The organism is Anaeromyxobacter sp. SG17, assembly GCF_022690695.1.
Lineage (GTDB): Bacteria > Myxococcota > Myxococcia > Myxococcales > Anaeromyxobacteraceae > Anaeromyxobacter > Anaeromyxobacter soli.
Map to the genome: position 1 here is coordinate 17,272 of NZ_JALCYX010000016.1, position 19,207 is coordinate 36,478.

The window sequence follows — 19,207 nt, forward strand, 5'->3', positions numbered from 1 at the left end:
GGAGGCGAGGGCGTCCGGGCCCATCCGGGCGGCGCGTGGACGTCGGTCCTCACGCTCGTACGATGCGCGGGCCCTCACGCCCCGTGAAGAGCGGCGCGACGGCGTTCCGGGTGTCCACGACGAGGCGCACCCCCTCGTAGAGCGCGGGGTCCTTGAACACGTCGTGCGCGGTCGAGACCACGACCGCGTCGTGGCTCGCGAACGTCGCCGCGTCGCACCGGACCGAGCGGAGCCCGAGATCGTGCTTCCGCACCTTGCGCGCCGTGGGGAAGTGCGGATCGCAGTACGCCACGCGCGCGCCGCGCTCCTGGAGCAGCTCCAGGATCTCGTACGAGGGGGACTCGCGATCGTCGTCGATGTTCGCCTTGTAGGCGAGCCCGAGGACCAGCACGGCGGAGCCCCGGAGCGCCTTCCCGTCCTCGTTCAGGGCCTCCGCGATCCGCTCCACCACGTACCGCGGCATGCGCGAGTTGATCTCCCCGGCGAGCTCGATGAACCGCGCCCACTCCCCGTGCTCGGCCGCCTTCCACGCGAGGTAGAACGGATCGAGGGGGATGCAGTGGCCGCCCAGCCCCGGGCCCGGGTGGAAGGGCATGTAGCCGAAGGGCTTGGTGGACGCGGCCCGGATCACCTCCCACACGTCGATCCCCATGTGCTCGAAGATGACCTTCAGCTCGTTCACGAGCGCGATGTTCACCGACCGGAAGACGTTCTCCAGGAGCTTCGTGGACTCCGCCACGCGCGCGCCCCGCACCGGGACCACCCGATCCAGCGCGCCCGAGTACAGCGCCGCCGCGATCTCCGTGGACGCGGGGTTCACGCCGCCGACGACCTTCGGGATGGTCTTCGTGGTGAAGTCGCTCCGGCCCGGGTCCTCCCGCTCGGGTGAGAAGGCGAGCAGGAAGTCCTCCGGGGTGCGGAGGCCGCTCTCCTCCAGGATCGGACGCACCTCCTCGTCGGTGGTGCCCGGGTAGGTGGTCGACTCGAGCACGACGAGCTGTCCACGCCGGAGCCTGGGCGCGATCTGCCGGGCCGTCGCGTGGATGAACGAGTTGTCCGGCTCGCGGTGGCGGCCGAGCGGGGTGGGCACGCAGATGAGGATGGCGTCGCAGTCGGCGAGCCGGCCGAAGTCGGTCGTGGGGGTGAACCCGCCGCTCGCCACGGCCGCGCGGACGCGCTCCGGGCCGATGTGGCGGATGTAGCACCCGCCGCGGGAGAGCGCCTCGACCTTGGCCGAGTCGACGTCGAGCCCGATCACCGGGAAGCCCGCCTCGCGGAAGACGAGCGCGAGCGGCAGCCCGACGTACCCCTGGCCGATCACGCCCACGACCGCGGTGCGCGATCGGATCCGTTCCCGGAGCTGTTGCATGGAAGCCTCCTCTAGGCCGCTCGGCGGCGGAGCGAAGCTGGGCACGACGCACCTCACGCGAAGGCGCCCCAGGGGGTCTCGTGTTGACCGAGGGTGGGGCGTGCGACCGAGCGGACGACCTCGACGACCCGGTCCTGCTCCTGGCGCGAGAGGCTGCTCGAGCTCGGCAGGCACAGCCCGTGCTCGAACAGCGCAGCGGCGACCTCGCCGCCGTACCGCTCGCACGTACGGTAGAGGGGCTGGAGGTGCATCGGCTTCCAGAGCGGCCGTGCCTCGATGTCCCGCGCCTCGAGGGCACGCAGCAGGTCGTCCCGGGAGGCGCCGAACGCGCGCGGCGCGACGAGGAAGCAGGAGAGCCAGTTCGTGTGCAGGCCGTACGGCGCCTGCGGCATGAGCCAGATGCCGGGCAGATCCGCGAAGGCGTCGCGGTAGCGGAACGCGACGGCGCGGCGCTGGGCCACCCGCTCGTCGAGCACCTCGAGCTGGCCTCGACCGATCCCCGCCAGCACGTTCGAGAGCCGGTAGTTGTGCCCCACCTCCGTGTGGTGGTACGCGGCGCCCGGCTCGCGCGCCTGCGTGGACCAGAACCGCGCGCGGTCGACCCAGTCCCGTCGCGCGGCGACGAGCATCCCGCCGCCCGTCGTGGTGATGATCTTGTTCCCGTTGAACGAGAACGCGGCGACGTCGCCGAACGACCCCGCGGGCGCCCCGTGGTACGTCGCCCCGAGCGCCTCGGCGGCGTCCTCGAGCAGCGGCACGCCGTGCGCGCGGCACGCCTCCAGGATCGGCGCGAGGTCGGCGCACTGGCCGTAGAGGTGGACCACCACGACCGCCCGCGGCGGCCTCCCTCGACGGGCGCGGTCCTCGAGCGCCTCGGCGAGGAGCGCCGGGCTCATCATCCAGGTCGCGGGATCGCTGTCCACGAACACGGGCGTGGCGCCGAGGTAGCGGATGGGGTTCACGCTCGCGACGAACGTGAAGTCCGAGACGAGCACCTCGTCGCCGGGCGCGACCCCGAGGAGCCGCAGGCCGAGGTGCATGGCGGCGGTGCCGCTCGCGAGCGCCACCGCGGGCCGCCCGATGCGCTCCGCGAACGCGCGCTCGAAGGCGTCGAGGTTCGGGCCGACGGTGGAGAGCCAGTTCGAGGCGAACGCCTCGCGCACGTAGCGCTCCTCGCTGCGTCCCATGTGCGGCACCGACAGGTACGTCCGCGTCATCCGCTCGCCCTCCCCCGTCGCGCGACCCCGCCCTCAGCCCGCGGCGTGGCGCGCGGCGAGCTCCGTCCGCAGGAGCTTGCCCGCCTCGTTCCGAGGCAACGCCTCCACCCACGTGAACGTGGCGGGGACCTTGTAAGGCGGCAGCTGCTCGCGGCAGTGCCGGCGCAGGTCCGCCTCGCTGGGCGTGTTGCCGGGGCGACCGACGACGAACGCAGCGGCGACCTCGCCCATCAGGTCCTGCTTCACGCCGATGACGGCCGCCTCCGCGACCGCGGGGTGGGTCGCGATGACGTGCTCGATCTCCACGGGGCTCACCCGGTGACCGCCGATCTTGAGGATCTCCTTCGAGCGCCCCTGGTGGAAGAGGAAGCCGTCGGCGTCGCGCAGCGCGAGGTCACCCGTCCAGAGCCACCCGTCGCGGAGGATGGCCGCGGTCTCGGCGGGCTCGTCGAGGTAGCCCTGGGTCACGTTGTCGCCGCGCGCCACGAGGTGGCCCACCGCTCCAGGCGGCAGCTCGCGGCCCGCGTCGTCCACGACGCGGAGCTCGACGCCGGGGATGGGGACGCCGATGGAGCCCTTCTTCTCCTCCGCGCGGTCGGGCGGGAGGTAGGCGAGCCGCGCCGTCGCCTCCGTCTGGCCGTACATGACGAACAGCTCCGCGGGTCGAAAGGCCTCGCGCACCCAGGCGATCGTGTCGGGCGCCATGGCGCCCCCGGCCTGCGTGAGGTAGCGCAGCCGCGGGAACGCCATGGACGAGACGTCCACCTGCCTGCGGACGATCTCGAACGTGAGCGGGACGCCGGCGAACCCCGTGCACCCCTCCGACGCGAGGGACTCCAGGACCACGCGCGGGAAGGCGAAGCGATTGTCGAGGAACACCGAGCCGCCCGCGAACAGGTGCGTCTGCAGCACGCTGCGGCCGTAGCAGTAGTAGAGCGGCAGGACGAGCAGCGCGCGATCGTCGGCGCACAGCCGGAGGTACTGCACGATCGAGCGGGTGTTCGCGTCGACGTTCCGGAACGTCTGCACGACCCCGCGTGGCCTCCCCGTGCTGCCCGAGGTGTAGAGGATGAGCGCGGGCCAGTCGGCGCGCGGCTCGGCCCGCGGCGGCGGCGGCGCGGGCTCGACGCTGCCGTCCTCGAGGACGAGGGACACCGGCGCGCCGCGCAGCGCGTCCGGAACGGCCGGCGTCGCGTCGCCCTGCAGCACCCAGAGGTGCTCGAGCCGTCCCTGCGCGAGCACCTGCCCCCAGAGGCGCGCGTCGCGGCCCCAGACGACCGCGTGCCGGGCACGGCTCTGCGCCACCACGCCCGAGAGCACCTCGGCGCCGAACTCCCGGTTCACCTCGACGCACGTCCCGCCGAGCATGTTCACCGCGAGCCCCGCGACGACCGTGGCGGGGGTGTTGGGCAGCGCGAGGACGACCCGATCGTGCGGCCCGACCCCGTTCGCCGCGAGGTGACCCGCGAGGGCGCGCACCCGGACAGCGAGGTCGCCGTAGGTGAGGCGCACCGCGGGGGTGGCGATCGCCGGCGCGTCGGGCTGGCGCTCGGCGTGCGAGAAGAGCCACTCGTGCAGGAGCGAGGATTCCACCGGGCCTCCGTCGCGGACGCGAGCGCGTCGCGCGCCGCGTACGTACGCGTCCCAACGTGTGCACCGGAACGGCTCGCGTGCACGCCTCGCGAGGAGTCCCGTGCTCGCCCGAGGCGCTCGGGGACATCGCGCCGCGCGCCCCAGGATTGCGATCGCATTCCCCCGATGCCCGGGACATGTCGCCGAACCCGTCGTGATTATTCTCGACCGCACGATGTTCTCGCGAGACGTGCTGCGGATCGACCCTGCCGGTGTCGCCGAGCAGATCCAGACGACCCTGCGGGAGCAGGTCCTCGGGTCGCTGCGCCGTCGTGGCGCCGTCGTGGGCCTGTCGGGCGGGGTCGACAGCTCCGTGGTGGCGACGCTGTGCACGCGCGCCCTCGGCCCGGATCGCGTGGTCGGGCTGCTGATGCCGGAGCGCGACTCCTCGGGCGACGCCCTCAGGCTCGGCGCGATGGTGGCGGACCGCCTGGGGATCCGCCACGTCGTCGAGGACGTCGGCCCCGCCCTGGAGGCGCTCGGCTGCTACGAGCGGCAGCTCGAGGCGATCCGGGCCGTCTACCCCGAGTACGGGCCCGGATGGCAGTGCAAGCTCACGCTGCCTTCCCTGCTCGAGGGCGATCGCCTCAACGTCACGACGCTGACGGTCGCGGACCCGCGCGGGATGCAGCGGAGCTCGCGGATGCCGCCCGCCGCCTACCTGCAGCTCGTGGCCGCCACGAACTTCAAGCAGCGGGTGCGCGCGATGGTGGAGTACTACCACGCGGATCGCCTGAACTTCGCGGTGGCGGGCACCCCGAACCGCCTGGAGTACGACCAGGGCTTCTTCGTGAAGCAGGGGGACGGCGCCGCCGACCTGAAGCCCATCGCGCACCTGTACAAGACCCAGGTCTACGCGCTCGCCGAGCACCTCGGGGTGCCGGCGGAGGTCCGCAGCCGACCGCCCACCACGGACACCTTCTCCCTCGCCCAGACCCAGGAGGAGTTCTACTTCGCGTTGCCTTACGCCGACATGGATCTGTGCCTCTGGGCGCACGACCGCGGCACGGCGCCCGCGGAGGTCGGCGCCGTCACCGGGCTCACCGCCGAGCAGGTGGAGCGGGTCTATCGCGACATCGAGGCGAAGCGCCGGGCGAGCCGGTACCTGCACCAGGCTCCGCTGCTCGCGGACGACCGCCGGGGGCCGTAGGGATGTGCGGGATCGCCGGCTTCGTGGCGCTGCGCGAAGGCCTGCCTCCGCAGTCGCTCGACGAGCTCACGGCCATGGTCTCCGCCCTGCGCCATCGCGGGCCGGACGAGTTCGGCCTGTATCGGGACGCGCACGCGGGCCTGGGCCACGCGCGGCTCTCGGTCATCGATCTCCTCACGGGGCAGCAGCCGCTCTGCAACGAGGACGGATCGCTGTGGGTGACGTTCAACGGAGAGATCTTCAACTACGTCGAGCTGCGCGCGGAGCTCGAGGCGCTGGGGCACCGCTTCCGGACCCGGAGCGACACGGAGGTCATCGTCCACGCGTACGAGTCGTGGGCCGAGCAGGCCTTCGAGCGCTTCAACGGACAGTTCGCCATCGCGCTCTGGGACTCGGCGGAGGAGACGCTGATCCTCGCCCGCGACCGGCTCGGGGTCCGCCCGCTGTACCTGTGCGAGCACGGCGGCCGGCTGTGGTTCGCGAGCGAGGTGAAGGCGATCTTCGCCGGCGCTCCCGCGCTCACGCGCGCGTTCGACCCCGTGGGCCTCGCCGAGACGTTCACCTTCTGGACCGTGGTGCCTCCCCAGTCCGTGTTCCAGGGGGTCACGGAGCTCGAGCCGGGTCACGTGCGGAGGATCTCGAGGCGGGGCACGGTGGACCGGGCGTTCTGGACGCCCCGCTACGCCGTGGGAGCCGCGCCGGCGAGCTCGCCCGGCGAGGCCGCGGAGCGCGTCCGTGCGGCCCTCGAGGACGCCGTGCGCCTGCGCATGCTGCGCGCCGACGTGCCGGTGGGGAGCTACCTCTCGGGCGGCCTCGACAGCTCGCTCGTCGCCGCGCTGGGACGCCGCGTGAGCGGCGGGAGGTTCTGCACGTTCTCGGTGCGGTTCGAGGATCTCGAGTTCGACGAGACGCCCTACCAGCGCGCCGTCGCGGAGCGCCTCGAGAGCGAGCACCACGAGCTCGTCGTCAGCCGCGAGGACATCCGCGCGGCGTTCCCCGCGGTGGTCGCGCACGCGGAGCGTCCGCTGCTCCGCACCGGTCCGGCGCCGCTCTTCCTGCTCTCGCGGCAGGTGCGAGAGGCGGGCATCAAGGTGGTCCTGACCGGCGAGGGCGCCGATGAGATGTTCGCCGGGTACGACCTCTTCCGGGAGGGAAAGATCCGGCGCTTCTGGGGTCGCCAGCCCGAGTCGGCGCTGCGCCCGCGCCTGCTCGAGCGGCTCTACCCCTACCTGGTCCGTTCACCGGTCTCGCAGCGAACCCTCGCCCGCGAGTTCTTCGGGCGCGGGCGAGCCCAGTGGGACACACCCGGCTTCGCGCACCAGCCGCGCTGGCAGAGCGCGGCGGCCCTGCAGCGGCTCTTCAGCGCCGAGCTGCGAGATCGGCTGCGGCGCGTGGACGTCGTGGAGCGGCTGCTCGCCTCGGTTCCCGCCGGGTTCCCCGGCTGGTCTTCCCTGGCCCAGGATCAGTATCTGGAGGCGCGGACCCTCCTCTCCGGCTACCTGCTCTCGTCGCAGGGCGACCGGATGCTCATGGCCCACTCGATCGAGGGCCGGTTCCCGTTCCTCGACGCCCACGTGGTGGAGCTGGCGAACGGGCTGCCCGACGCGTTCAAGCTGCGCGGCCTCGACGAGAAGCACGTCCTGAAGCGGGTCGCGCGAGGCCTCGTCCCGGACGGAGTCGTCGAGCGATCCAAGCAGCCCTATCGCGCTCCCGACGCGCAGGCCTTCGTGGGCCCCGGCGCTCCGGGCTGGATCGAGGACCTGACGAGCGAGCGGGCAGTCGGGGACGCCGGCGTCTTCGATCGCGGCGCGGTCGCGCGCCTGTGGCGCAAGTGCCAGGCGTCGGCGGCCGGCGGGCAGCTCTCCAATTTCGACAACATGGCCCTCGTCGGCGTGCTTTCGACGGCGCTGCTCCATGAGCAACTCATCCGGCAGGTGCCTTCGCGGGCGCCGGGGGTGGAGTTCCGGACGTTCGTCGACAGGTTGTCCGGAGCGTGCGGCCGGCCCGGATCGGGCATGGCAGCGGGGGTGTGAGGTGACGGTCCAGCAACGCATCAGGGCGTTCATCCTCGAGAACTTCTACGTGAGCGATCCGGCGGAGCTCGCCGACGACGCCCTCCTGGTCACGAGCGGATTGGTGGACTCCACCGGGGTGCTCGAGATCATCGCCTTCGTCGAGGAGGAGTTCGGCATCCGCGTCCGCGACGACGAGACGACGCCCGACAACCTCGAGTCCATCGAGCGGATCGCCTCCTTCGTCGCGCGGAAGCGGCAGGCGAACGGCCCGACGTCCTTCACGAGCGGGGACGTCTCAGCGGCGTGAGGGACGCCGCGGAAGCGGCGAAGCCGCTCGCGGCGGCGCACGGGACCCGGCGGGCAGGGGCGGGGGCGCAGCCACCGTTCGAACAGCCGGCACGCTCACAGGTTCCTCCACGAGAGCCCCGCCAGGTTGTAGCCCGTGAGCAGCTTCTGGATCTGGAAGCCCAGCCCCATGAACGCGTTGAGCGACGGGACGTTGTCCTTGCGGATGTAGGCGTTGCAGGCGCGGAACCCCTCGCGCTTCGCGAGGTCGAGCACGAAGTGGTTCACGGTGGGGAACACCGACAGCCCCCTGAACCGGGGGAAGATGAAGATGTTCTCGACCATGGCCTCGTCGCTCCGCAGCGGGTAGTAGAGGCGCCGGCGCTGCCGCTCCAGCAGCGCGTTGTCCTGCGGGCGGAGCAACCACTGCATCGAGACGAGCTCGTTCTGCGGGCTCCGCCCGATGTAGCAGCTGGAGAACCCGGCCCGATGGAAGAGGACGCGGGCGACGACCTCCTTGCGGGAGGCCAGGTCGAGCGCTCCGAGACCTCTCACGATCTCGTCGAGGTCCGCCTCGGTCGCCAGCTCGCAGCGAATGTCGGAGCGCAGCCGAGGGAAGCGAAGGCGTCCCATCGGCGCTCTCAGATGATAGAAGTGATCCTGATAGGCGACGCGCTTCAGCAGGTACACCAGCGGGACGGTGAACCCCAGGCTGGACACGACCAGGCGGACTCTGTCGAGCGACGACGAAGCTGGCATGTCGACCACCTTCCACCTCGCCAGCGCCCGGAAGTCGTGCCGGTGGGCGCGAACCCTCTTCGCCTCTCCGTGCGCGTCAGGCGCGGTACGCAGGGAAGAAGCCGGTCCTCGGGCGCCAGGGCTTCCCCTCGCGTGAGGCGTGCGCCGCGCGAGCGTCGGCGAGCTCGCGGCAGGCGACCTCGTCGTGGACGAGCGCGGCGACGCGAAAAGGCACCGCTCCGCGCCGGTCGAAGGCCCGCTTGTACCGGTACAGCCCGTCGTCCGGCTCGTGCCCGCCGCCGAGCACGTACCGGCGCTTCCCCTCGCCCATCGACCACTCGGCGATCCGGTGCTTGACGAGGTAGCTCGGTCCGAGCGCGAACGCCTCCTCGAGCGTGCCGCCGAGGAAGTAGTACACGTGCTCGTCCGCGCAGAGCACGAGGTCCGAGGAGACCACCTTCCCCCCGGCGCGCGCGTGGAAGAAGACGAAGCGGCCGCCGAGCCGCGTCACGATCGACTCGAAGAACGACCGAGGGAAGAAGTAGAACTCGTCCGCGCGCCGCCGCTGCATGGTGTGCGTGTACACCTCGAAGAACGCGTCGAGCCCGCTGCCGTCGCGGTCGACCTCGACCGTCACGCCGGCGGCCTCCGCGAGCCGCACCCACTTGCGCACCTTCGACTCGTAGTTGCGCCACAGGCCCTCGCTGCCGCCGTCGAGGCGCACGACCACGTTCTGCGATCTCACCTCGACCCGACCCGGCATGGGGGCGAGCTGCTCCGCGAACAGCGACAGGCGGGCGAAGGTCGTGACGATCCGCTCGTCGCGGCACCACTCCCCGTACGCGGCCCAGAAGGCGGCCTGATCCCGCACTCCGCCGCCGCACACGAAGGGCCCCCCGTAGCCATAGGGCGTGATCGCGTCCCGGCGCAGCTCCCCCCGGCGCGCCCAGGGCTCGAGGGCGAGCGGCCGGAGGATGAGCGGGAACAGGATGGCGCCACCCTCGTCCTCCCCCACCACGCACACGGCGCGATCCCCGGGCCGCGCGAACAGCTGCGCGTATTCGGGGCGAGTCACGACCTCCTTGGCCGGCCAGGCGCTCCAGATCGCGAGCCAGGCGGCGACGTCGCCCGCGTCTGCTGCGTCGAGGACCCGGAACCTCACCCGCGGCCACCTTCCGCGCCCGGGGCGCTGCGCCCGCCCGCCTGCATCCCGGGCTGCGAGCGCGCGGCGGCGGGCTCGCCGCCCGCGGGAGCGCCGCTCGTGCGGACCGTTCCTGGGAGCGGGAACCCGATCTCGGCGATGTCCTGAGTCTCGTGGACGTCCGAGCGGCGCAGCACCTGATACACCGTCAGCGCGAGGATCCGGAGGTCGAGCCGGAGGCTCCAGTGGTCGACGTACCAGACGTCGAGCGCGAGCCGCTCCTTGAACTTGAGCGCATGGCGGCCGTTGACGGCCGCCCACCCCGTGACCCCCGGGCGCACGTCGTGCCGGCGCCGCTCGTCCGGCGTGTACTGGTCCAGGTACTCGACGAGCAGGGGCCTGGGCCCCACGAGGCTCATCTCGCCTCGGAGGACGTTCCAGAGCTCGGGGAGCTCGTCCAGGCTGGTGGCGCGCAGGAAGCGTCCGAGGCGGGTCACCCGCTGCGCGTCCGTCTGGTACCAGACCTCGTCCGCGCGCGGAGGGCGCATCGTCCGGAGCTTGTAGATCGTGAAGGGCGCGCCGCCGAGCCCCGGCCGAGCCTGACGGAACAGGATGGGGCGCCCCTGCGTGACGAGGATCGCGGCTCCGGCGACCGCGAGGACCGGCGAGGCGAGCACGAGCCCCACCCCGGCTCCGCAGACGTCGAGCGCCCGCTTCACCTTCAGCGCGATGCCCCTGCTCACGTTCAGGACGGGCTCCCTGCCGTGGTGAACCGGCCGCTGGAGGCGAGGGCGCGAGCCCTGTTCCACCCGGCGTTCCCTTGCGCGGCACTTGACGGTATTGCCGGATCCCTCCCCTTACACGAGCCATCATGGGACCGGACCGCGGACCGCGGCCCAGCGGCGCTCCGCGGCGGCCGGGCTTCCGCGCGCGATCCGCCCGAAGCGGTCGCCCCGCTCGAGCTCGCCTCCTCGCCGCCCCATTCGCGCTCATTGCCGTTCGCCTGCCGCGCCCAGATCGTCGGCGGTGCGGTCTCGTCGAGTTCGGGCCAGCCGCGAGGACCCATGCCGCCCGTCTCCATCCACGCCCGGCTCGTCTCCGGCACGCCGGGCAGCACGCCCCCCGGCGGACGCGCTCCCCATGCACCGAGCGTGACCCGAGCCCCGGGGACACGCGCATGACCTCGGGCACTCGCTCGGTCGAGCGCCTGGACGCGCCGGAGTCCGGGCGGCCGGCACCGCACGTCGTCGCCCTCCCCCCGGAGCAGGCCGCGCCCGCCGTGGCGGTGCCCCGGGCCCGCATGAGCCTCCGGCGAAACGTGCTGTGGACCCTCGCCGGCAACGGCGTCTACGGCGGCTGCCAGTGGGCGATGCTGATCGTGATCGCGAAGCTCGGGACGCCCGAGATGGTCGGCCAGTTCGCGCTGGCCTTCGCGGTGACCGCCCCCGTGATCATGGCCGCGAACCTGAACCTGCGCGGCGTACAGGCGACCGACGCGCGCGAGGCCTACGGCTTCGGCGACTACCTCGCCCTCCGCCTGCTCTCGCTGTCCCTTGCGGTCGCGCTGCTCGTGACGCTGGCGGTGGTCGTGTACCCCGGCGCCACCGGGATCGCGATCGTGACCGTCGCCGCGGCCAAGAGCGCGGAGTCCCTGAGCGACGTGTACTTCGGGTTCATGCAGCGCCACGAGCGGATGAGCCTCATCTCCCGCTCCCACATGGTGAAGGGGCTGTCGTCGCTCGCCGGGCTCGCGGCCGGCCTCCGCTTCGGACGGTCCCTGACGTGGGCCGTGGTCGGCGTGGCCGCCGCCTGGATCGCCGTGCTGGTGCTCTACGACATCCCCCAGGCCAACCGGCTCGCGAGGGCCGTGCACGGCGGCCCGCTGCGCGCCCGCTGGCGGTGGCCGGCGTTGCGCACGCTCTCCCGGATGGCGCTGCCGCTCGGGTTCGCCGCGCTCCTGTCGTCGCTCCTGACGAACATCCCGCGCCTCTTCGTCGAGCGGCTGCTCGGGGCGCGAGAGCTCGGCTTCTTCGCGGCGGCCGGGTACCTCATGATCATCGGGGCGCGCTTCATGACGGCCCTCGGCGAGTCCGCGAGCCCCCGGCTGGCGTCGTACCACGCGAGCGGCGAGGGGCGGCGCTTCCGTCGCCTCCTCCTGCGGATGATCGGGCTCGTCTCGGGCGTCGGCGCCGTCGCGCTCGCGGTCGTCGCGCTCCTGGGCCGGCCCCTGCTCGCGGCGCTCTACCGCCCGGAGTACGCCACGCAGGCGTACGTGCTGCTCGTCCTCATCCTCGCCGCCGTCATGGGCTACGCGGCCGTGCTGCTCCAGTACGCCATGACCGCGCTGCGCGCGCTCCGGATCCAGCCGCTCATCCTGGCCGCCAGCGCGATCGTGTCGGCGCTCGCCTGCGCCGTGCTGGTGCCGCGCCACGGCAACATGGGCGCGGCGGTCGCGATGTGCTGCGGGGCGGCCGTCCAGGTGGCGGGGAACGCCTGGGCGACCCGCGTCGCGCTGCGGGACCTCCGGTCGGCGGCATGACGGGCACGCCTGGCACCTCGAGGCTCGCTGCCGCCGCGTGCGGCGTGCTCACCGCGGTGTACCTGCTCGTCGGTCGCTGGACGCTCTCCCGCCTCGGCGACGCCGCCACGGAGCACCCGTTCTACACCGAGGTTCGCTTCTGGGTGGTGCTGCTGCTCGTGTGCGTGTCGCTCATGGCGAAGGCCCAGCCGTCGGCGGGGGCGCGCGGCCGCGGAGGGCTGACCGTCCCGGCCCTCTTCGTGTTCTTCACGTACTGGGTGGCCACGGCCGCGTGGGCTCCGGACCCCGTGCTCGCCGCCGTCAAGCTGTACGAGGTCGTGCTCGTCGCGGCGGCCACCTTCGGCCTCGCCCGGGCGCTCTGGAGCGACGACTCGGGGCGGGTGCTGCGCTGGATGTGGGCGGGCGTGCTGGCGGTGGCCGGGCTCCTGGCGACGGTCGCGCTGGTGCGTCTCGTCACCTCTGGCGCGGTCGGGGAGCGCCTGTCCGTGATGGGCGGCGGGCCGAACTCCTTCGCGCGGCTCATGGGCTACCTCGCGCTGGCGGCGCTGTTCTTCTGGAGGCGCCACGGCCGCTCCTGGCTGTTCATGCCGATCGCCGCGATCTCGCTCGTGCTCGTGATGCTGAGCGGCTCACGCGGGGGGCTCATCGCGCTCGTCCTCGGGGTCGGCGTGTTCCTCGTGTCGGAGCTGCGGAACGCGAGGCGCCTCGTGCCCGGCTTCGTGCTCGCCGCGGTGGTGTTCGCGATCACCGCCACCTACTCGCCCATCGGCGCGGCGGCGCTCGAGACCTACGAGCGCCGCGTCAATCAGCTGCTGCTGCAGGAGCAGTACACGTCCGGACGGACCCGGCTCTACCGCTCCGCCTACCAGCTCGCGCTCAAGGAGCCGGTGTTCGGCGACGGGCTCGCCGCGTTCTCCGGGCGGCGGCTCGGGGTGTACCCCCACAACCTGTTCCTGGAGGCGTTCTGCGAGGCCGGGATCCTCGGCGTGGCGCTGCTCTCGCTGACGTTCGGGGCGGGCGCCGTCGCCTCCCTCCGGGGGGAGCGCCGGCCGGACGGCTCCGCGCTCGCGGGGTTCGCCTTCATGCTCGTCGCGGCGCAGTTCAGCGGCGACCTGTTCGACAGCCGGGCGCTGTTCGCGTTCCTCCTGCTGTCCAGCGTCCAGCCGCCGGCGGCGGCCCCGGTCGCCGCCGGGCCGCCATCACTCCGGGCGGAGCTCGCCTCCCGAGCCGGTCCGTGATCGGACGCGGCGTAGAGATGAGGACCATGCGCGAACGAAGAAAGATCCTGCACGTCGTCGGGGCGCGGCCGAACTTCATGAAGATCGCGCCCGTGATGCGGGCGATCGCCGGCGCGGGGTTCGCCGATCAGCGGCTCGTCCACACCGGCCAGCACTACGACGCGGCGATGTCGGACGTGTTCTTCTCCGACCTGGGGCTCCCCGAGCCCGACCTCCACCTCGGAGTGGGCTCGGGCTCGCACGCGGAGCAGACCGCGAGGGTCATGGTGGCGTTCGAGCGCGTGTGCGTGGACGAGCGGCCCGACCTCGTCGTGGTCGCCGGCGACGTCAACTCCACGATGGCGTGCGCGATCGACTGCGCCAAGCTGCGCATCCCGTGCGCGCACGTCGAGGCGGGGCTCCGGTCCTTCGACCTGGAGATGCCGGAGGAGGTGAACCGGATCGTCACCGACCGCCTCTGCGACGTCCTCTTCACGCCCTCGGCCGACGGCGACGAGAACCTGCGGAACGAGGGCGTCGATCCGGCCCGGATCTTTCGCGTCGGGAACGTGATGATCGACTCGTTGCTCGAGCACCTGCCGAGGGCGCGCGAGACGCGCGCGCTCTCGAGGGCGGGGGTCCGGGCCGGCGACTACGCGGTCCTGACGCTCCACCGGCCCTCGAACGTGGACGATCCGGAGGTGCTCCGGGGCATCTTCGACGCCCTGGAGGAGGTCCAGCGGCGGCTCCCCGTCGTGTTCCCCGTGCATCCGCGCACGCGCGCCCGGCTCCAGGAGTTCGGCCTCGGCGGGCGGGTCGAGGCGCTGCGCGGACTGCACCTCTGCGAGCCGCTCGGTTATCTCGACTTCCTGGGGCTCACCTCGCAGGCGAGGCTCGTCCTCACCGACTCGGGCGGTCTCCAGGAGGAGACGACGGCGCTGGGCATCCCCTGCCTCACGCTCCGCGAGAACACCGAGCGCCCGATCACCGTCACCGAGGGGACGAACGAGCTCGTGGGCACCGACCCGGGGGCGATCGCCGCCGCGGCGTCACGCGCGCTCGACGGAGGGAGCCGGCCGGGCCGCGTCCCGGCCCTCTGGGACGGGAAGGCGAGCGAACGGATCGCCCGCGTGATCGCGAGCCTCGCGTGGACACGAGCCGGAGAGACGGACGGGCCGGGCGAGCCGCCCCGGCTGGCTGCCGGCGTGAGGCACGGGAGGGGAACGTGAGGATCCTCGTCATCCACCAGTACTACGGCATGCCCGGGCGCGCCTGCGGGTCGCGCTTCAACGAGCTCTCGCGGCTCTGGTCCGAGGCCGGTCACCACGTGACGGTCGTGGCCGGGACGATCCAGCACTCCACCGGCAAGGTGCCCGAGCAGTACAAGGGGCGCTGGAACACCCGCGAGCGGGACGGCAAGGTCGACGTCTGGCGCTGCTACGTCCCGGAGCTCTACGGCAAGGGCTATCTCGGGCGCGCGTGGGGGTTCTTCGCCTTCATGTTCTCCGCCGCGACGGCGGCGCTCCGCGCCGGAAGCCCCGACGTGGTCATCGCCACCTCGCCGCCGATCGTGGTGGCGGTGCCGGGCTGGCTCGCAGCCAGGGCGCGCGGCGCGCGGCTCATCTTCGAGATCCGCGATCTCTGGCCCGAGAGCGCGGTCACGACGGGCGTGCTCCGCGAGAAGGCCGTCTTGACGCGCCTCCTCTACCGTCTCGAGCGCTGGTCGTGCCGGGTGGCGGACCGCATCAACGTGCTCACCCCCGCCTTCCGCGACGATCTCCTGCGCCGCGGCCTCGCCCCGGCCGAGAAGATCATCTGCGTCCCGAACGGCGCCGATCTCGACCAGTTCTGGCCGGGCCCCCGGGAGAACGCGGTGCGCCGCGAGCAGGGCTGGGGCGATCGCTTCGTCGTCATGTACGCCGGCGCCCACGGCAGGGCCAACGCCCTCGGCCAGCTCGTCGACGCGGCGGAGCGGCTGCGGGACCGCCCCGACATCCTCATCGCGACCGTCGGAGACGGCACCGAGCGCGCCAGGCACGAGCGCGCGGCTCGCGAGAAGGGCCTGACGAACATCGTCTTCTGCGGAGAGCAGCCGAAGGCGCGCATGCCCGAGTTCGTCAACGCCTGCGACGTCGGCGCCGCGGTGCTGCAGGACAACCCGACCTTCCGCACCGTCTACCCGAACAAGGTCTTCGACTACATGGCCTGTGCTCGCCCGACGCTCCTCGCCATCGACGGCGTGGCGCGCGCGATGGTGTGCACGGACGCGCGCGCCGGGGTCTTCGTTCCCCCGGAGGACGGGCGGGCGATCGCCGAGGCGATCCGGCGGCTCGCCGACGATCCCGTGGCGTGCGCGGAGATGGGGCGCAACGGGCGAGCCTGGGTCGAGGCGAACGCCGCTCGCCAGGCGCTCGCGGCGCGGTATCTCGAGTCGATGAAGGAGCTGGTCGGCACGCCGCGAGCCGGCCGCCGGCCGCACGAGAGCGCCGCCCAGACCTGAACGCGCGAGGGCCTCCAGCGACCGGAGCCGCTGGAGGCCCTCATCGCGGATCGAGGACGACCCGCGAGCCGCTACCGACCGTTGAGGATCTTCGCGTTCAGCGCCGCGTTCCCGTAGAGCTGCATGCCCTGCCCGACCGGATGCGACTCGAGCCGCTTCTGGACGGCGACGTCGTAGCGGCCGAGCTTGCAGAAGCCGTCGTTGAACCAGCCGTTCCCCGCGCCGCTGCCATCCACGTACTGCCCGTACTGGTAGCCGGTCGAGGTGGAGATCCAGATGTGGTCGAGGAGCGTCTTCGACAGCGCGTGAACGTCGGCGTCGGTCCACTCGATGCCGAGGTCGTGCGCCTCCACGATGTAGGCGATGACGTTGTTGCCGTGGCTGACGTCCTGCCCGGGGGCGGCGCTGGAGCCCCAGACGTCGCTCCAGAAGTACGCGCCCGGGTCTCCGGCGGCGGGCTTCATCTGCTGCCGCAGCGACGAGGAGTAGTTGGGCAGGTGGAGGTTGACGTTGTCCACCACGGTCCGGTACGTCGCGCGCTCGGCGGGATCCGAGCTGAGCACCCAGAGATCCGCCGCGATGAACGCCCAGTGGGACGCCATGTGGGTCCTGCTGCGGTACAGGTTCTCCGAACCGCGGGTTGCCCACTTCTCGAAGATGTTCTTCTTCGTGAACGCGAGGACGTCGTCGTAGGTCTTCCGGTAGCCGGGATCCGCGTAGACCGCCGGGTTGTTGCGCATGACCCGGAGCAGCTTCGTCACGTACCTGAAGCAGTAGCTCTCCGTGAGCGGGTACTCGCCGCCGACCAGGCTCGTGTCGTACGGGTGATCCCACGCCCCCCAGCCCAGGTAGCCGTCCTTGAACTGGCTGTTCGGCAGGGACGAGGAGGGGACGGCGCTGGCGATGACGTTGTGGATGTAGAGGAGCGCGCGATCGAGGTACTTCGTGTTCCCCGTCGCCTCGAACATCGCGGTCAGGCCGTCGATGCCGTACGCGAGGTTGTAGTACTTCCAGCTGTTCCCCGAGGTGCTCAGCGGGAGGTACGTGTTCACGTTCTCGCTGTCCCAGCTCTGCAGGAACAGGCTCTCCCACTGCGCCACGGTCCGCAGGCTCGGGTCCGCGGGGGTCGTCGGGCCGGACGGCGCGGGCGTCGGGGCGACCACCGGCGCGGACACCGTCACGGAGCCGGTGGCCTTCCGGGTCGGGTCGGCGACGCTCGTCGCCGAGACCCGGTACGTGCCGCCGGTCGCGGGCGCGGTGTAGACGCCGGTCTGGGCGTCCACCGTGCCGAGGGAGCCGCTCTCCACGGCCCACCGGACCGAGCGATCGATGGTCCCGACCACGACCACGTCGGCGACGAGCTGAACCGTCTGCCCCGCGGCCACGGCGGTATCACGTACCGTCACGCTCGTGATGCTCGCGGCGGGGACGCCGGTGCCCGCGAAGTCGACGGCGGCGAGCGGATCCGCCTGGGTCGCGCTCTTCACGACGAGCCTGCCGCTCGACGGCCCGCTGGCGGTGGGCGTGAACCTCACCGTCACCGTCGCAGCGGCGCCGGGCGCGAGGGTGGTGGGCAGGCTTCCGCTGGAAGCCGTGAACCCCGTCCCGGTCGTCGCGACCTCGGACACGGTCACCGGCGCGCTGGAGGGGTTCGTGAGCGTGACGCTCTGCGCGCTGTAGCTCCCGATCGTCACGTCCCGGAAGTCCAGGGCGGTCGGCGTCGTGCCGAGCGACACGGCCGGGGACAGCCCGTTCCCGCTGAACTCCACGACGGCGAGCGGACGCGGCTGGGTGCCGTTGATGGACACGCTGCCAGCCACCGCGCCCGCGATGCTCGGGGCGAACGCGACCGTGAGGGTGGCGCTCTCCCCCGCCGCGATGGTGGCGGGCAGCGTGAGCCCGCTGGCGGTGACGTCCCGGCCGAGCACCGAGATGCTCGTGACCTGGGCGGGGCGGCTCGAGGAGTTGGTCACCGTGACGACCTGCTGGGCGATCGCCCCGACCGGCACGTCCGGGAAAACGAGCGCACCCGGTGCCGCGTCCAGCTGGTTCGCGTACTTCACGCCCCTTCCGTTGAACCGGACGAGCGTGGTCGAGCCGGTCTGGGCGGAGCTGCTCACAGAGATCGCGCCGGCGACGTCACCCGACGTCACGGGGGCGAGCTCCACGAACAGGCTCGTCTGCTCGCCCGGGGCGAGCGTCACCGGCAGCGCTCGACCGGAGGTGATGGCCCACTTCCCGGTGGGGGTCACGTCGGTGATCGTGAGCGGAGCGGCGGAGGTGTTGGTGAGCGTGACCGTCTGCGCCGCGTCGCCAGCCACGTCCACCTCGCCGAAGGACACCTCCGACGGGGTCGCCGTCACTGGCTGTGACGACGTATCCCCGCCGCCGCAGGCGACGAGAGCGAGCAGTCCAGCGAGTGTCAGCAAGGCAGCGTGTCCGGCGAAGAACTTGTGCATTCGGGCGTTCCCTTTCATCCCTCTTGGCGGCTCAGCTGCAGGCCCAGCAGGGCTTTCCACGGCTGCTTGCTCCGTGGTCCTGGGGCCGTAGAGACCACGGCAGCCGTGTAGGAGCGAAAGGGTAGCAGGTACGAATATGGCGGAGATTGCTCAGGATTTTGGCAAAGGCCCTGATCTGAATGTCATAGCCGTAAACTTATCGTACGGGTACAAACGAACCCCTGAGTGCGTGCGCACTCAGGAATTCGCTCGTGGTACCGGTGAGTTGACGACCCGCTGCTCCCTCATCCGTGGAGCCCGTGCCGAGAAGGCGCTCGCGGTGCGGGGCGGCGGCCAGGCGGAAGGACGCCGACGAGCTTTGACGATGCGGGGGTGGTGCGAGGGGACGCCGCAGCGACCTGGCAGCGACGACGCGCGCCCGCCGGGCCCCGGCGGGTCCGCGTCTGCGCCATCCGCGCCCCGAAGCGCACCGTCCGCAGTGGGGGCTTGCCGGGCGTGGACGCGAGACGGAAACAAACATCCACTCCACGCGCCCGTGGCGGGCTCGAGGGTGGAGTCACGGCCTCCGGCGCGGAGGCGACGCAATGAGCATGAAGAGGAGAATCGGATGACGGGAGGCGAGGTGCGTCACGCGGTCCGAGGCTTCATCACGGGGGAGCTCATGAGGGCCTCCGAGCACCTCCGGATCGGAGATCGTGACGACCTCATCACCGCAGGTGTCATCGACTCGATGGGGATCATGCACCTCATCGGCTTCCTGGAGTCTACCTTCGCGATCCGGGTCCGGGAGAGCGAGATTCTCCCCGAGAACTTCTCTTCGGTGGAGGCGATCGCGTCCTTCGTGGCCCGCCACCGCTGAGGCGCTCTCCGCTCCTCGGGAACGACCATGACCCCCTCGCTCCCGGTCGCACGGCACGCCTCGCTCGGCCCCTCACAGCGCGACCG

At 72.1% G+C, this 19,207-nt stretch carries 15 protein-coding genes; 8 read left to right on the plus strand and 7 right to left on the minus strand.

All coding sequences use genetic code 11. From position 1 onward, the window contains the following. Window positions 1-49: 49 nt before the first annotated feature. Genes MNY60_RS08600 through MNY60_RS08610 form a run of 3 tightly spaced genes read right to left on the minus strand, consistent with a single transcriptional unit; the run spans window position 50 to window position 4,179 of the window. Complete coding sequence (locus tag MNY60_RS08600) at window positions 50-1,369, minus strand: nucleotide sugar dehydrogenase (protein WP_242360425.1); 1,320 nt, start codon at window positions 1,367-1,369, stop codon at window positions 50-52. Between the two features lie 53 nt (window positions 1,370-1,422). Continuing rightward, on the minus strand, window positions 1,423-2,586 hold the full coding sequence (locus MNY60_RS08605) for a DegT/DnrJ/EryC1/StrS aminotransferase family protein (protein ID WP_242360426.1): 1,164 nt from the start codon (window positions 2,584-2,586) through the stop codon (window positions 1,423-1,425). Window positions 2,587-2,619: 33 nt separating this feature from the next. Beyond that, window positions 2,620-4,179 carry a class I adenylate-forming enzyme family protein gene (locus tag MNY60_RS08610; RefSeq protein ID WP_242360427.1) on the minus strand — a complete coding sequence of 520 codons (1,560 nt, stop codon included), beginning with the start codon at window positions 4,177-4,179 and terminating at the stop codon, window positions 2,620-2,622. A gap of 214 nt (window positions 4,180-4,393) precedes the next feature. Here MNY60_RS08610 and nadE point away from each other — a divergent pair, with 214 nt between their 5' ends. From nadE to MNY60_RS08625, 3 genes are read left to right on the plus strand one after another with little or no spacing between them, the layout of a single operon-like run. Beyond that, on the plus strand, window positions 4,394-5,368 hold the full coding sequence (nadE, locus tag MNY60_RS08615) for an NAD(+) synthase (RefSeq protein WP_242360428.1): 975 nt from the start codon (window positions 4,394-4,396) through the stop codon (window positions 5,366-5,368). A 2-nt stretch (window positions 5,369-5,370) separates the two neighbouring features. Next, on the plus strand, window positions 5,371-7,401 hold the full coding sequence (asnB, locus tag MNY60_RS08620; RefSeq protein WP_242360429.1) for an asparagine synthase (glutamine-hydrolyzing): 2,031 nt from the start codon (window positions 5,371-5,373) through the stop codon (window positions 7,399-7,401). 1 nt (window position 7,402) lies between these two features. Then, on the plus strand, window positions 7,403-7,690 hold the full coding sequence (locus tag MNY60_RS08625) for an acyl carrier protein (RefSeq protein ID WP_242335952.1): 288 nt from the start codon (window positions 7,403-7,405) through the stop codon (window positions 7,688-7,690). Between the two features lie 95 nt (window positions 7,691-7,785). On the opposite strand, the gene MNY60_RS08630 is transcribed toward MNY60_RS08625, so the two are convergent. The 3 genes from MNY60_RS08630 to MNY60_RS08640 form a co-directional block, all read right to left on the minus strand. Next, complete coding sequence (locus MNY60_RS08630) at window positions 7,786-8,427, minus strand: hypothetical protein (RefSeq protein ID WP_242335954.1); 642 nt, start codon at window positions 8,425-8,427, stop codon at window positions 7,786-7,788. Between the two features lie 76 nt (window positions 8,428-8,503). Next, window positions 8,504-9,568 carry a GNAT family N-acetyltransferase gene (locus MNY60_RS24225; RefSeq protein ID WP_242335957.1) on the minus strand — a complete coding sequence of 355 codons (1,065 nt, stop codon included), beginning with the start codon at window positions 9,566-9,568 and terminating at the stop codon, window positions 8,504-8,506. Beyond that, the gene (locus MNY60_RS08640; protein ID WP_308197121.1) at window positions 9,565-10,290 is read right to left on the minus strand and encodes a sugar transferase; all 726 of its coding nucleotides are present in this window, start codon (window positions 10,288-10,290) and stop codon (window positions 9,565-9,567) included. The genes MNY60_RS24225 and MNY60_RS08640 overlap by 4 nt, the downstream gene beginning before the upstream one ends. A 434-nt stretch (window positions 10,291-10,724) precedes the next feature. Between MNY60_RS08640 and MNY60_RS08645 the strand changes: the two genes are divergently transcribed. Genes MNY60_RS08645 through MNY60_RS08660 form a run of 4 tightly spaced genes read left to right on the plus strand, consistent with a single transcriptional unit; the run spans window position 10,725 to window position 15,803 of the window. Continuing rightward, window positions 10,725-12,086 carry a lipopolysaccharide biosynthesis protein gene (locus tag MNY60_RS08645; protein WP_242353761.1) on the plus strand — a complete coding sequence of 454 codons (1,362 nt, stop codon included), beginning with the start codon at window positions 10,725-10,727 and terminating at the stop codon, window positions 12,084-12,086. Continuing rightward, the gene (locus tag MNY60_RS08650; RefSeq protein ID WP_242353772.1) at window positions 12,083-13,324 is read left to right on the plus strand and encodes an O-antigen ligase; all 1,242 of its coding nucleotides are present in this window, start codon (window positions 12,083-12,085) and stop codon (window positions 13,322-13,324) included. The genes MNY60_RS08645 and MNY60_RS08650 overlap by 4 nt, the downstream gene beginning before the upstream one ends. Window positions 13,325-13,350: 26 nt before the next feature. Beyond that, window positions 13,351-14,532, plus strand: coding sequence for a non-hydrolyzing UDP-N-acetylglucosamine 2-epimerase (gene wecB / locus MNY60_RS08655; protein ID WP_242335966.1), 1,182 nt, complete (start codon window positions 13,351-13,353; stop codon window positions 14,530-14,532). Continuing rightward, entirely contained in the window at window positions 14,529-15,803 is a 1,275-nt protein-coding gene (locus MNY60_RS08660) for a glycosyltransferase family 4 protein (protein ID WP_242335969.1), read from the plus strand. Before wecB ends, MNY60_RS08660 begins: the two co-directional genes overlap by 4 nt. A gap of 71 nt (window positions 15,804-15,874) precedes the next feature. Here MNY60_RS08660 and MNY60_RS08665 read toward each other — a convergent pair whose 3' ends face one another. Next, a complete protein-coding gene (locus MNY60_RS08665) occupies window positions 15,875-18,166 on the minus strand; it encodes a choice-of-anchor D domain-containing protein (protein ID WP_242353774.1) in 2,292 nt (763 codons plus the stop codon). A gap of 703 nt (window positions 18,167-18,869) precedes the next feature. On the opposite strand from MNY60_RS08665, the gene MNY60_RS08670 reads away from it, so the two are divergent. After that, window positions 18,870-19,121 (plus strand): acyl carrier protein, encoded by a 252-nt coding sequence (locus tag MNY60_RS08670; RefSeq protein ID WP_242353776.1) that lies wholly within the window; start codon window positions 18,870-18,872, stop codon window positions 19,119-19,121. Window positions 19,122-19,207: the final 86 nt, after the last annotated feature.